Origin of the sequence: Clostridium sp. D5 (genome assembly GCF_000190355.1) — a bacterium.
In the GTDB taxonomy this organism is placed as follows: Bacteria; Bacillota; Clostridia; order Lachnospirales; family Lachnospiraceae; genus Faecalicatena; species Faecalicatena fissicatena_A.
On sequence record NZ_GL870820.1, the window covers coordinates 5,150 to 18,659 of the forward strand.

The following is a 13,510-nucleotide window of genomic DNA, read 5'->3' on the forward strand; positions in this document are numbered from 1 at the left end:
CATGTTCCTGTTTGCAGGAGGAATTGAAGATGTGGTAGAAAAGTACGCCCAGGGCGGGAATGTATAAGAAATGCCGCAGGAGAAGACGGAGGAGGGCGCATGGCAGCAAATAGATTTTTATTGGAGATTGTAACGCCGCAGCAACTCTTCTATTCCGGGGAAGTTGAGATGGTGATTGTAGAGGAAGCTTCGGGACAGGAAGGATATATGGCGGGGCACAGCCTTGCACTGAAGCGCCTGGAAAAGGGAGAGGTAAAGATCCGGGAAGCGGAGAGTAAAGAGATTAAGACAATGCTGATTCCGGGAGGCCATATACACGTGGGAAAGACCATGGCAATCTATACCAGATATGCAAATTGGAAGGCTAAGGAATAAAGGCAGTTTACTTATTGACCTGTTAACATGCAGAGGCGCGCAGATATAAAGCAGTATGTATCATGCGCGTCTTTCTTTCATAGGAAATCCATATGGGACGTCCTGCAGGATCAGAACCGATGAGGTGATAGTTATGTTCATTCTTTTATTTGTACTATGGATTATTTTAAATGGCAGAATAACAATGGAAATTGTAATATTTGGCGCGGTTATCTGCGGTGCCTTGTATTTGTTTTTATATAAGTTTATGGAGTATTCACCCAGGCGGGAGCTCAAGACTGCAGGGTGCATATGGAAAATTATAAAATATATGCTGTTCCTGGTTGTAGAAATTATGAAAGCGAATCTGGCTGTGTCGAAGCTGATCCTGGAATTTGACAGGGAACCCGAACCGGTACTTGTGAAATTCAGAACGAATGTAAAGACACAGACCGGGCAGACGGTGCTGGCGAATTCGATTACCCTGACTCCGGGGACGATTACAACCGATCTGGAGGAGGGCAGCTTTATTGTACACAGTCTTGATCGTGAATATGCAGTAGGGATCCACGAATCTGGCTTTGTGAAAAAGATCAGGGAACTGGAGGTTATGGCAGAGGGAGAGGTGAAAGGAGATGTTTCATGACATACCGTTGCTGGGGGACGTAAGTGAAAAATTTTTAATTATTGTATTTGCAGTGCTTTCGGTAATGTTCCTACTATGCCTGCTCAGGCTGATTCTCGGCCCGTCTGTGGCAGACAGACTGGTTGCGGTCAATATGCTGGGAGGTATTGTGATTGCGGCCATTGCCGTTCTTGGTTTGCTGCTGAATGAGTCATACCTTCTGGATATCAGCCTGATCTATGCATTAATTAGTTTCCTTGGAGTTATAATTTTGTCACAGATTTACATCGGTGTATACCGTGCGCGCAACGGGCGTAGAAAAAAGCGGAAGGAGGATGCTTTAGATGATTGTTCTTGAATGGATCCGTTTTTTGACAGGTGCCGTCTGTATAGCAGCAGGGCTTATATTTTATGTGATTCAGTTTATTGGTGTCTTCCGGTTTCAGTATGTGCTGAACAGGATGCATGCAGCAGCCATCGGAGATACATTGGGCTGCGGTCTTTTGCTGGCAGGTACTGTGATCTTCAATGGATTTACCTTTCCAAGCGCCAAGATCCTGTTCATCATTGTATTTCTCTGGATGACTTCACCTGTTGCGGCACACATGGTTGCAAAACTGGAAGTGCTGTCCCGGGTAGAAATGGAAGAATGCTGTCCGGTAGAAAATCCTGAGGATATAGAGGAGGATGAAGCATGACAGTTATTACATGGATACTTTTAGTTTTTCTTGTTATATGTGCAGCGGCAGTCAGCTTTCATAAAAATATCCTGAATTCTATTCTCATTTTTATGGCGTACAGCCTGATTATGTCAGTTATCTGGATGATGATGGAGTCCCCGGACCTGGCAATAACGGAAGCGGCCGTTGGGGCAGGTGTTACTTCACTTTTGTTTTTTGTAACCCTGAAGAAAATTCAAAGAATATCTTCAGAAGATGAAGACGAAAAGGAGACTGGAGAATGAGCAGAAAACGTCCCCAGGAGGAGTATAACAGCAGTCTGGCCTACCGGTTTAGAAGGTGGATGAATGGGGAAAAGGATCCCTTTGTGGGAACTCTGGAAATGAAACCACCGGCGCCCCTTGAAGACCCGGAACAGATATATGAGCCGTCAGACTACGAAGAGATAAAGAAAAAGAGCAGAGAGTACTCTTGTAATGAGAGATTGAAGACATACAGCAAAGTGTATATCGCTGTCAGTATTCTGATCTGTCTGCTGCTGATCATGATTTTAGTTTATGCAGTATCTTATCTTCCGTCTGTAGGGGGGGAGTCAAATCCCACCAACAATGAAGTGCCTGAAAGGTATATTACGGAAGGACTACAGGAGACGGGGGCTGTCAATATAGTAACGGGAGTGATCTTGAATTACCGTTCATTCGATACCTTCGGGGAAGTGACAGTCCTGTTTATAGCGACCTGCTGTGTAATGATTCTTATTATGGTGGAGAATGAGGAAAAACGTAAAAAACTAAAGCTTGATGACTATGGGCTGGAGCCGTTGTATGATACCGTACTGCGGAAAGTGGCAAAGATTGTATGTCCGGTAATCTTTTTATTTGGTATCTATATCATTTTAAATGGACACCTGTCTCCGGGCGGCGGGTTTTCAGGCGGTGCTGTCATAGGGGCAGGGCTCATACTTTATGCGGCATCTTTCGGATTTAAAAGTACACAGAGATTTTTTAATGAGAAGATTTATGTAATCGTCAAGGTTACCGCACTTTTGATGTATGGCCTGATTGCACTGTATTTTTTCTTAACCGGGGCAAACGGGCTGGAGCATATTTTCCCACTGGGAGTTCCTGGGGATATATTAAGCGGAGGGATTATTCTTCCCATTAATATTTGTGTAGGGACAGAGGTTGCATGCACAATTTATGCATTTTATGCATTGTTCAGAAGAGGGGGCCTGTAACATGGGAAGCAATTTGACGTCTAATTTCATTGAAATCGTTGCAGTTATCTTATTTGGAATTGGTTTTACAGACCTGTTCCTTCACAAGAACCTGATAAAAAAGATAATCGGGCTGAACATTATGGACACAGCAGTGTATCTTTTCCTTGCGGTTAAAGGGTATATAAGGGGGCTGAAAGCGCCCATTATTGTGGATCAAGTGCAGAGTGCTGAGGTCTATATTAATCCTCTGCCCAGCGGGCTTGTACTGACAGGGATTGTTGTGTCGGTGTCTGTTACGGCTGTAATGCTGGCGCTTACAATCTGCTTGTATAACAGATACCACACGTTGGATCTGGATGTAATATCGCTCAAGATAAGGGAGAAGGAAGAATGAGTTTTGTACAGAATGTTCCCTGTTTTTCTATATTGATGGCAATGTTTGCCGCCATCATTACGTCCGCGGTGAAGGGAAAAGCGGCGAGACGGATCAGTATCTTTGTGACAGCTGCGATAGGGATAATGTCTGCATTCCTGCTTGTGTTCCTGATGGGAACAGGTGAAAGTTATGCCTATATGATGGGGCATTTTCCCGCACCGTGGGGCAACGAGCTCCGCGCAGGTATGCTGGAAGCGGCTATGGCATTGTTTTTCTGCATCATTATGATGGTGGCGTTATTTGGAGGGATGGAAGAAGCGCGTGCAGATCTTGAGGCAGATAAGGCTAATTTTTATTACATTATGGCAAATCTTATGCTGGCGTCCAGCTTGGCGTTAGTGTATACCAACGATATGTTTACAGCGTATGTTTTTGTTGAGATAAATACAATCGCAGCATGCGGGCTGATTCTTGGAAAATTCAATGAGTTAACGATAGCCGCAAGTGTGCGTTATATGATTATGAGCCTGATGGGATCCGGCCTTCTGCTGCTTGGAATCAGCTTCTTTTATGATATGACAGGGCATCTTCTCATGAGTTATATGAAAGAGAGCATCCTTTTAATCTGGCAGACAGGCGAATACCGTATTCCACTGATACTGACTATCGGACTTGTCAGCGTCGGGCTTGCTATTAAGAGCGCGTTGTGGCCGTTTCATTCCTGGCTTCCCAATGCGTACGGGTATTCCACGGTGTCATCATCGGCTATGCTGTCCAGCATTGTGTCTAAGGGATATATATTCCTTCTTATTAAAATTATTTATAGAGTAATTGGACCGGAAGTATTTGCAGAAAGCCATATCATAGATATTCTGTTTGTGTTTGGAATCATCGGCATGATACTTGGATCTTTGGATGCTGTACGGCAAAAGAATATAAGAAAAATGATTGCGTATTCCTCCGTAGCGCAGATTGGCTATATTTTCATGGGAATTGGACTTGGCTCGGCTGAAGGAAACGGCGCTGGTGTCTACCATATTTTTGCCCATGCTGCGGCAAAATCTCTGGTATTCGTTGCAGCGTACGGTCTGATCAAAGCGTCAGGTGGATGCAGGGATATCAACGGGCTGAGAGGAGCCGGGTTCCGTAACAAGGCGGCTGGCGTGGGATTCGCAGCAGGTTCCCTGTCCATGGTTGGTATTCCGGGATTTGCCGGATTTGTCAGTAAGATGATGTTCGCAGAAGCATCCCTGGAGACGACCGCTTATACGATACCGGTGCTCGCGGCACTGGCAATCAGTACCGTACTGAACGCAATTTATTTTATGAGAGTGGTTCTGATCCTCTATACACCGCTGACGAAAGAGGAAAAAGCAGCGGGGATGAAGGAGAAGACTGTGGACAATTCCTGGCAGTTCAAGGCTGCAATTGCGGGAGGAACAGTCCTGAACCTGTTTCTTGGTATCTGTACGGCTCCTGTCATGCGGGTGGTCAAAAACGGATTGGAGATATTGGGATGAGACGTGTCCTGTAATTCATGTGCAGTGAACCGGCAGACACATTTTTATGGCAGATAGGAGGAAATATGTACATACAGGCATGGATTTTATGTTCAATATTTATACCGGCAGCGGCAGGACTTCTTTTTCTTGTGCTTCCTGCCCGAAAAATGAGGGAGAAGAAGATGTCCTGGGCTGCTGTACTAGCACTTGTCCTTACCGTGGCCTCTGTCGGTATGCTGCTGTTTTCATACAGCAGGGGAACCAAAGCGCAGCTGACTTTATTTTCCCTGACAGAGGGACTGGACATTTCATTCAGGCTGGATGATCTGGGAGCCTTTTTTCTGGGATTTATAGCGTTTATCTGGCTTCTGGGAGGAATCTTCTCAGTGGAATACCTGAACCACGAACATCACAAAAGAAGGTTCTGGGGATTTTATCTTCTGACCCTTTGTGCACTGCAGGGCCTGAGCCTTGCAGGAAATCTTGTAACCATGTATTTGTTCTTTGAGATGATGACACTGGTATCCATGCCCCTGGTTCTGCATACGCAGACTCACGAGGCGGTCATGGCAGGCCTGAAATATCTCTTTTACTCTATGTGCGGGGCTTACATGGCACTGTTTGGAGTTTTTGTTTTCTATCATTTTGGGAAAAGTATGGAATTCCTTCCCGGGGGCGTTATGGATTCCGCTGTATTGGCACAGAACGGAACGATCCTGCATCTGGGGATATTTCTCATGATCCTTGGATTTGGCGTGAAAGCGGGGATGTTCCCGATGCATGCCTGGCTGCCCACAGCGCACCCGGTGGCTCCTGCTCCGGCATCCGCTGTATTGTCTGCAATTATTGTGAAAGGCGGTGTGCTGGCAGTGATGCGTTCGGTTTATTATGTTGCGGGGGCAGAACTTTTGAAAGGCAGCTGGGTGCAGTATGCGTGGCTGATACTGGCGCTTATCACGATATTCCTGGGCTCTATGCTGGCATTTAAAGAGCCGGTATTAAAGAAAAGGCTGGCCTATTCTTCTGTAAGCCAGGCATCTTATATTATGCTCGGTATGGCGGTTCTGAATCCCACCGCGCTTACAGGATCCCTTCTGCATGTGCTGTTCCATGCATTTATTAAGACCGCACTCTTCCTGAGTGCAGGGGCGGTCATTTACCAGACGGGATATACGAGAGTGGGTCAGCTTCGGGGGATTGGGAAAGAAATGCCTGTGACAATCTGGTGTTATACTTTTGTATCCCTTGCGTTAATTGGAATTCCGCCGGCGAGCGGGTTTATCAGTAAATGGTATCTGGCAGAGGGGCTGTTGGAAAGCGGTGTAAAGACTTTCTCATGGCTTGGGCCGGTTGTGCTCCTTGTGAGCGCGCTGCTCACTGCAGGCTATCTGCTTCCTGTCACAATTGACGGATTTCTGCCCGGCGAGGATTACAATTATCAGGCCCGGAAGAAGAGAGAGCCTTCCGTAAAGATGGTCCTGCCGCTTATCATTCTGGCTGCAGGGGCACTGATTATGGGGGTGTTCCCGGGCGGTCTGATTACATTTCTTGGAAACATCACAGCAGCGGTAGTATAAGGAGGTGAAGACGTGAACGAAAAGTTATTAATCATAGCAGTTGTTTTACCAATCATATTAGCAGTCTTCATTCCTTTGATTCCTTTCAGGAAACGTGCCCATATGGAGATATATATTGAAGCAGTGGTGATACTGACATCTGTCCTTGTATTCCTGCTTCTGTTCAACAGGCCAGAGGAACTGGTGATGCTCCGGTTTACAGAAAAAGTAACATTAGCCTTGAAAATAGACGGATTGAGTATGGTATTCGCAGGCCTGATATCAGTTCTGTGGCCGATTGCCACATTGTACTCCTATGAATATATGTCCACGGAAGAACGGGAGCAGCCCTTCTTCATGTTCTATACCATGACCTACGGTGTTACGCTTGGAATCGCTTTCTCTGCCAATATCGTGACTATGTATTTCTTCTATGAAATGCTGACACTGGTAACGATACCTCTGGTAATACATATTTTTACAAAAGAAGCAGTTCTGGCAACAAGAAAATATATTTATTTTTCTATCGGCGGAGCGGCCCTTGGGTTTATGGGAATGGTATTTCTGATCCGCTGCGGGGACGGCAGCGGCTTTACGCCAGGAGGAATCCTGAACGGAGGGACTGCAGGAGTGGGGATGGATCTGGTACTGCTCCTCTATGTCATTGCTTTTCTCGGCTTTAGCATCAAGGCTGCAATGTTTCCCTTTTATTCCTGGCTTCCGGACGCCGGCGTGGCACCTACTCCGGTCACGGCTCTGCTGCATGCAGTGGCGGTCGTAAAGGCGGGCGGTTTTGCAATCATCCGGCTGACATATTATTGCTTTGGGACAGAAATCCTCCGGGGAACGTGGGCACAGAAAGTGGTGATGGTGCTTGCCATGTTTACCATTGTATTCGGCTGCAGCATGGCGGTCAAAGAGACCCACATGAAGCGGCGGCTGGCATTCTCCACGGTCAGCAACCTGTCCTATATCATCTTCGGGGCCACCATCATGACGCCGGCCGGGCTTCTGGGTGCGCTGTGCCACATGGTATTCCATGCGGTTATGAAGATCAGCGCGTTTTTTTGTTCCGGGTCAATTATACATCAGTCACACAAGCATTATATATATGAAATGGATGGATTTGGACGAAGAATGCCCTGGGTTTACGGAGCATTTACAGTATCGGCCCTCGGCCTGATGGGGGTACCGGGCGGATGCGGATTTATCAGTAAATGGTATCTTGCAAAAGCCGCGTTAGAAAGCGGCAATTATATGGCCTGGGCCGGAGTGGGATGCCTTCTGATATCGGCATTGTTGACAGCCATTTACATGATGGCTATTGTGGTGCGCGGGTTCTTCCCCGAAAAAGGATTTAATGAGAAGTCCATTGAGAATGTGAAGGATCCCAGCTGGCAGATGATACTGCCTCTGATGTTGTTTTCCATTGCGATTATAGGATTCGGTATCTATTCCGCACCCCTTACGGACTTTCTTACAAAGGTTGTAAATGGTGTATTTTAGGAGGTGGCACATTTGAAGGAAATACAATTGGCAATACCGGTATTCTATCCTATGGCCGGTGCATTGATTACCTATCTTATAGGAAAAAAATCGAGGGAAGCCAGAAATTATTTAGCAGATTTTATTGTCGTGTCGGAATTTTTCATGCTGCTCTACGGTGCTGTCTGCCTTCAGGGGACAGAAAGCATTCTGGAGGGGGTCTGTGGGATGGGGCTCCACTTTACCATGGATGGCTTTCGGGGCATTTATGGGGTGGTTGCCGCATTTATGTGGATGATGACCATTATATTTTCGAGGGAGTATTTCAGACATTACCGGAACAGAAACCGTTATTATCTGTTCCAGCTTATCACACTGGGAGCTACGATCGGTGTATTCCTCTCCGCTAACCTGTATACGACCTTTATCTTTTTCGAGATCATGTCTTTTACTTCCTACGTGTGGGTTGCACAGGATGAAAGAAAAGAATCGTTAAGGGCTGCACAGACGTACCTTGCTGTAGCGGTAATCGGTGGAATGGTGCTGCTGATGGGGCTGTTTATGCTCTATACATCTGTGGGAACACTGGAGGTCTCAGAACTTTATGAGGCTTGCCGGAATTATCCGGATAAGAGAGTGCTGTATATTTCCGGGAGCTGTCTGCTGGTTGGATTTGGTGCAAAAGCGGGTGCATTTCCGCTTCATATCTGGCTTCCAAAGGCACATCCTGTGGCACCGGCACCGGCATCGGCACTGCTGTCCGGTATTCTTACCAAGGCAGGCGTGTATGGAATCCTTATCATTAGCTGCTATATGTTCTATGGGGACACAAAATGGGGCAGCATGATACTGGCACTGGGAGTAGTGACCATGTTCGGAGGTGCGGTGCTGGCGGTATTCTCTATTGATTTAAAACGTACCCTGGCATGTTCTTCCATGTCCCAGATTGGGTTTATATTAGTCGGAACAGGCATGCAGTGCATGCTTGCAGAAGAAAATGGCCTGGCAGTACATGGAACATTTCTTCATATGATGAACCATTCTCTGATCAAGCTTGTTCTGTTCATGGTGGCCGGTGTGGTCTTTATGAATACGCATCAGCTGAATCTGAATGATATACGGGGATTCGGGCGCAAAAAACCATTTTTGCACCTGACATTCCTTATGGGGGCTCTGGGGATCGGCGGTATTCCGCTCTGGAACGGTTATATCAGCAAAACGCTGCTCCATGAGAGCATTGTAGAATATTCAGGGGCTCCTATTTTCGTGTTTGTGGAGTGGATCTTCCTGATTAGCGGAGGCCTTACCGTAGCCTATATGCTGAAGCTGTATCTCTCTATTTTCTGGGAGAAGAATACAGATGCCGCAAAACAGGTGGAATTTGAAGGAATGAAGAAATCTTATATTGATAAGCAGAGCATGTTTGCTATCGGAGCCAGTGCTGTTATACTGCCTGTTCTTGGAATGACCCCTGTGAAAACAATGGAAAAACTGGCGGGCATAAGCCAGGGCTTTATGCTTATGCATGAGGAACCGCATATCCCTCGTTTCTTTGGGATGGTTTGCCTGAAGGGCGGCCTGCTCTCGATTGGGATAGGAGTTGTGCTGTATCTGCTGGTGATCCGAACCTTTTTCCTGAAAAAAAAGGCAGGCAGCCAGAGCTATTATCCAGATGCCTGGCCGAAGTGGCTGGACCTGGAGAACCTGGTTTACCGGCCGTTGTTTGAACGGATCCTGCCCTTTATCGGCGTATTCCTCTGCAGAATTGGGGATTCGCTTATTGATAGTATCATTGTTCTATTAAGAAAGACTCTCTACAAGGACTGCAAAATACCCCACCGTACAGGCTCACTGCCGAAGCTGGACGCAGTGATAGGGACGCTGCTGGACAAAGGCGCAGTTTATCTCAAAAAACGGGAAGAGTCCGTTTCCTACCGCTGGAAGCTGGGAAGGAAAGCCCTGGAAAGAAGAGAAAGCCGGGATATGATCCGGTTCAGCCTGTCCTACGGGTTGCAGCTGGCTGGGATCGGAATGCTCTTTATACTGGTGTACCTGCTGCTGTAAGACGGGACAAGGAAGGGTAGCAGAAGAAAATTGTGCGGCGCCCGAAGGGGCGCGGAAAGGAGATTTTTATGAGTTTTATTGTATTTATTTCACCGCTTTTACTGGGAATCCTGGGAAATGTATTTTACAATGTAGTAGGAAAATCGACACCTGAGAAAATAAATCCCTTTGTTTCTCTTGCAGTCACCTATACTATGGCACTTCTGGTTTGTATTGTCCTGTTCTTTCTGACAAACAGAGACAGAAATCTGTTCGCCACTGCCGCTGAGGCAAACTGGACATCCTATTGCCTGGGAGTGTGCATTGTGTTTGCAGATCTTTCACTCATTTTATTGTTCAGAGCAGGCTGGGATATTAGCATTGGATCTTTGATAGCTAACATTGCCTGCTCAGTAATTGTTGTGATTGTTGGGGTGTGTTTTTTTGGAGAAAGTCTTACCGCACGGAAAATTGCTGGTATCATTGCCTGTGCGGTTGGACTTTATATTATAAATTCCCCTGAAGAGACTACAAAAGGAAAAATATAACCTGATTTCACCTTACAAAGGAGGAGTAAATATGGAAAAAACAAAAAAAATTACAAAATTAAATTATCTGGCACCGGCAATCTTAATGATTGGGTCTCGTGCCCCTTATATGATTATCCAGAAGGTTACGCCAGAAACCATTGATCCTTATGTATCTCTTTGTCTGTGCTATAGCGTGTGTCTTGTCGTTGTAATTGGAATGTTTTTCTTAACTAAAAAAGGGCAAAATTTTATACAGGAACTGAAGAAAATCAACTGGACCGCACCAGCACTTGGGATATGTCTGGTATGTATGGACGCATCCGTACTGCTGATGTTCCGTATGGGGTGGAATCTCAGCGTTGGAAGTGTCTTGTTATATGTATTACTCGCGATTGCCCTGGTGATTGTTGGAGGCGTTTTCTATAAAGAAAAAGTCACTCTAAAACGGCTGATTGGTATAAGTATGTGTCTTGTCGGCGTTATTCTAGTTTCAGGTGTGTAAATTGCAGGACGTTTCATTGTTGTGGTATATCAGGCGGTATTCCCTGGGAGAAAGATCTGTGGCTTTCTTGAATACCGTGCTGAAATAGGAATAATTTTCATATCCCACTCTTGTAGATACCTCATAGACCATGAGATCGGTGGAGGATAACAGTTGCTTTGCCTTTTTTATACGCAAAAGAGTTAGATAATTAACAAATGTTATCCCCACTTCTTTTTTAAAGATGAGGCTCAGATAGCTGGCCGATATATGTATGAATTTTGCTACAGAAGATAAGGAACAATCAAAATCCATGTAATGATTGTCTATGTAATCTTTCGCCTGGTTAAGTAACATCTGCTGCTGGTTTTTACAGGATATATCGGATGATTCTTCTGAATAAACTGGTTTATCCGGCTTTGCCTCAAGGCGGTCTGCCTGTGTAGCGTTTTCCTTGCCCGTGATAAGCATGTCGATGTCCAACAGCGAGCAAATACCTTCAGCGACGCAATTCTGTAATATGTTGAAATCAAAAAATCTCTCATCTACTAAAAGAACTTTCATTTTTCCCCACCTTTCATTTTACATCGATTTCTTCATAATTAATTGTAGAAATAATATCTAACATACTGCAAAATTTCTGTATCTCTTCTTCAGAAAATTTTTCCTTGATTCGAGCAATCGCTTCGTTGTCCTGTCTGCGATAGATTTTGTATTTCAGAACTGCATCCTCATTGACAGTTAATATATTCTGCCTGCGGTCATCAGGATCCGGTACTTTTATCACCAGTCCCTGACGGATCAGCGCATTAATTTTTAGCGTAATAGCTGGTTTAGAAACTTGTAGTAGATTTGCAATTTTGGATGCCGTACATTTTCCTTTCATAGAAAAAATAAGTTCCAGATAGAGCAGACTATTGTAGGAAAGAGTCTCATCCACAAACTGTTTGTTCATAAGTTGCAGGTCACATAAAACTGTACTGTAATAAAATGCATCCAAAGCCGTTTTTAATTCCATAGGTTTTCATCTCCCGGGTATAATTTGATTTTCTCTGCGCGCAATTGGTTAAGTGATTTTAATTATTATAGCTTAACTAATTTCGCTTGTCAAGATGGATTTGCAAGAGAGATTTTGCAATTATATTGGGCTTGACAAATGATATTTGTATTGCTATTATTTAAACTGATATTAGGCAAATGCTTGATCCACGCTTGTTAGGGAAAAATTCTCTGGCAGGCGTTTTTTTATAATAAATTTCCCATAAACGGAAAAAACAAAGTGTTAGAAACCCCAGTAAAATCAATGGGTTTTGGCGTTTATTAAACGCCTGTTTAAAAAAAGAGAAGGAGAAAAAAACAATGGTTACAATCAGCAAATTTAGTTATGAAAACCCAAGATTCATTCATCTTCTTAAACGAAGAAGCAGTATTCCCCAAGAGGTTGAAACTACTGTCAGGGAAGTGTTAAAAAATGTAAAAACACGGGGCGATGAAGCTTTATATGCTTACATGAAGAAATTTGATCATGTTGATATGAATGAAATTGGCTTGTTCGTATCAGAAGAAGAATTTGCATATGCAAAGGAAAAAGTATCGGAGGAATTTAAAGAGTCTGTAAAAAGAGCCTGTGACAATTTATTTAGATTTCATAAAAAGCAATTACCTGCGGGCTTTTCAGAAGTCTATGAGGATGGTGCTGTACTCGAACGAAAATATACTCCTATTAATAGTTTGGCTGTTACTGTTCCAGGAAATATGGCGCCGCTCGTCTCTACACTATACATGAATCTGATTCCTGCGATAGTTGCCGGAGTTCCAAACATATACATACTGACAAAACCAGGAATGGACGGAACGATTGATGAACATTTACTTTATACAGCTGACTATTTAAATGTCAGAAACTATTATAAACTTTCGGGTTCCCAGGGGTTAGCTGCTGTTGCTTATGGGACGGAAACTGTCAGGAAGGTTGATGCAATAACAGGGCCTGGTAATAACTTTACCCAAATGGCAAAGAAGCTTTTGTTTGGCGAAGTGAAAATTGATTCTATCGCCGGGCCTTCTGAAATTGCGATTATCGCTGACAAAAATGCAAACCCCGTTTTTATTGCTGCAGATATGATGTCTCAGGCAGAGCACGGAACGGGATTTGAAGCCAGTACAGCTTTTTGTTTATCAGAAGAACAGGCTCAAAAGATTAAGGATGAAATCAACCGCCTGTGTGAAGAAAATCATCTTATAGAAGCAACTCAAAAAACATTTGAAAATTATGGCGACATTTTTATAGTTGATTCTATTGAAGAAGCCGTGGATGCTGTAAATGAAATTGCCCCGGAGCATGCTGAATTACTATTAGATGATTATCAGGATGCACTTGCAAAGTTAACGAATGCAGGCGCAGTATTTGTTGGTGAGTACAGTACCGAGCCCGTAGGTGATTATTTCTGCGGAACTAATCATATTCTTCCAACATGTGGAACTGCAAAATTTTCTTCTGGTATGTCAGTAATGGAATTTATGAGAGGATATAGTGTGATCCAATATCCGGAAACTGCATTAAAGAAGAATGCTGATCATATTATTCGGCTTGCTGAGTCCGAGGGAATGATGGCACATGCCCTGGCAGTTAAAATTAGAAAATAGAATCTATAGCATT

16 protein-coding genes are annotated in these 13,510 nt (G+C 44.4%); 14 read left to right on the forward strand and 2 right to left on the reverse strand.

Annotated features, from left to right (window positions below):
• Positions 1 to 99 precede the first annotated feature (99 nt).
• From HMPREF0240_RS20180 to HMPREF0240_RS20240, 13 genes are all read left to right on the forward strand, one after another.
• The gene (locus tag HMPREF0240_RS20180) at positions 100 to 375 is read left to right on the forward strand and encodes an ATP synthase subunit delta (protein ID WP_009005256.1); all 276 of its coding nucleotides are present in this window, start codon (positions 100 to 102) and stop codon (positions 373 to 375) included.
• 133 nt (positions 376 to 508) lie between these two features.
• Positions 509 to 1,000: a Na+/H+ antiporter subunit E gene (locus HMPREF0240_RS20185; protein ID WP_035314383.1), complete on the forward strand. Its 492-nt coding sequence runs from the start codon at positions 509 to 511 to the stop codon at positions 998 to 1,000.
• Positions 990 to 1,337 (forward strand): monovalent cation/H+ antiporter complex subunit F, encoded by a 348-nt coding sequence (locus HMPREF0240_RS20190; RefSeq protein ID WP_009005258.1) that lies wholly within the window; start codon positions 990 to 992, stop codon positions 1,335 to 1,337. The genes HMPREF0240_RS20185 and HMPREF0240_RS20190 overlap by 11 nt, the downstream gene beginning before the upstream one ends.
• Complete coding sequence (locus HMPREF0240_RS20195) at positions 1,324 to 1,677, forward strand: monovalent cation/H(+) antiporter subunit G (RefSeq protein WP_035314385.1); 354 nt, start codon at positions 1,324 to 1,326, stop codon at positions 1,675 to 1,677. The genes HMPREF0240_RS20190 and HMPREF0240_RS20195 overlap by 14 nt, the downstream gene beginning before the upstream one ends.
• Positions 1,674 to 1,943 carry a hydrogenase subunit MbhD domain-containing protein gene (locus HMPREF0240_RS20200; RefSeq protein WP_009005260.1) on the forward strand — a complete coding sequence of 90 codons (270 nt, stop codon included), beginning with the start codon at positions 1,674 to 1,676 and terminating at the stop codon, positions 1,941 to 1,943. The genes HMPREF0240_RS20195 and HMPREF0240_RS20200 overlap by 4 nt, the downstream gene beginning before the upstream one ends.
• A complete protein-coding gene (gene mbhE, locus HMPREF0240_RS20205; RefSeq protein ID WP_009005261.1) occupies positions 1,940 to 2,896 on the forward strand; it encodes a hydrogen gas-evolving membrane-bound hydrogenase subunit E in 957 nt (318 codons plus the stop codon). Before HMPREF0240_RS20200 ends, mbhE begins: the two co-directional genes overlap by 4 nt.
• Before the next feature lies 1 nt (position 2,897).
• Positions 2,898 to 3,272 (forward strand): cation:proton antiporter subunit C, encoded by a 375-nt coding sequence (locus tag HMPREF0240_RS20210; RefSeq protein WP_009005262.1) that lies wholly within the window; start codon positions 2,898 to 2,900, stop codon positions 3,270 to 3,272.
• On the forward strand, positions 3,269 to 4,774 hold the full coding sequence (locus HMPREF0240_RS20215; RefSeq protein WP_035314388.1) for a proton-conducting transporter membrane subunit: 1,506 nt from the start codon (positions 3,269 to 3,271) through the stop codon (positions 4,772 to 4,774). Before HMPREF0240_RS20210 ends, HMPREF0240_RS20215 begins: the two co-directional genes overlap by 4 nt.
• A 65-nt stretch (positions 4,775 to 4,839) precedes the next feature.
• Positions 4,840 to 6,333 (forward strand): proton-conducting transporter membrane subunit, encoded by a 1,494-nt coding sequence (locus HMPREF0240_RS20220; protein ID WP_035314442.1) that lies wholly within the window; start codon positions 4,840 to 4,842, stop codon positions 6,331 to 6,333.
• A 12-nt stretch (positions 6,334 to 6,345) separates the two neighbouring features.
• Positions 6,346 to 7,818: a proton-conducting transporter membrane subunit gene (locus tag HMPREF0240_RS20225; RefSeq protein ID WP_009005265.1), complete on the forward strand. Its 1,473-nt coding sequence runs from the start codon at positions 6,346 to 6,348 to the stop codon at positions 7,816 to 7,818.
• Between the two features lie 12 nt (positions 7,819 to 7,830).
• On the forward strand, positions 7,831 to 9,861 hold the full coding sequence (locus HMPREF0240_RS20230; RefSeq protein WP_035314390.1) for a complex I subunit 5 family protein: 2,031 nt from the start codon (positions 7,831 to 7,833) through the stop codon (positions 9,859 to 9,861).
• A 68-nt stretch (positions 9,862 to 9,929) separates the two neighbouring features.
• Positions 9,930 to 10,388, forward strand: a complete 459-nt coding sequence (locus HMPREF0240_RS20235; RefSeq protein ID WP_009005267.1) for an EamA family transporter — start codon at positions 9,930 to 9,932, stop codon at positions 10,386 to 10,388.
• A 31-nt stretch (positions 10,389 to 10,419) separates the two neighbouring features.
• Positions 10,420 to 10,872, forward strand: coding sequence for an EamA family transporter (locus HMPREF0240_RS20240; protein WP_009005268.1), 453 nt, complete (start codon positions 10,420 to 10,422; stop codon positions 10,870 to 10,872).
• On the opposite strand, the gene HMPREF0240_RS20245 is transcribed toward HMPREF0240_RS20240, so the two are convergent.
• Positions 10,861 to 11,415: an AraC family transcriptional regulator gene (locus HMPREF0240_RS20245; RefSeq protein WP_009005269.1), complete on the reverse strand. Its 555-nt coding sequence runs from the start codon at positions 11,413 to 11,415 to the stop codon at positions 10,861 to 10,863. The two genes, HMPREF0240_RS20240 and HMPREF0240_RS20245, sit on opposite strands and share 12 nt — an antisense overlap.
• 13 nt (positions 11,416 to 11,428) lie before the next feature.
• The gene (locus HMPREF0240_RS23610; RefSeq protein ID WP_009005270.1) at positions 11,429 to 11,869 is read right to left on the reverse strand and encodes a MarR family winged helix-turn-helix transcriptional regulator; all 441 of its coding nucleotides are present in this window, start codon (positions 11,867 to 11,869) and stop codon (positions 11,429 to 11,431) included.
• Positions 11,870 to 12,210: 341 nt separating this feature from the next.
• Between HMPREF0240_RS23610 and hisD the strand changes: the two genes are divergently transcribed.
• Positions 12,211 to 13,497 carry a histidinol dehydrogenase gene (gene hisD, locus HMPREF0240_RS20255; protein WP_009005271.1) on the forward strand — a complete coding sequence of 429 codons (1,287 nt, stop codon included), beginning with the start codon at positions 12,211 to 12,213 and terminating at the stop codon, positions 13,495 to 13,497.
• Positions 13,498 to 13,510: the final 13 nt, after the last annotated feature.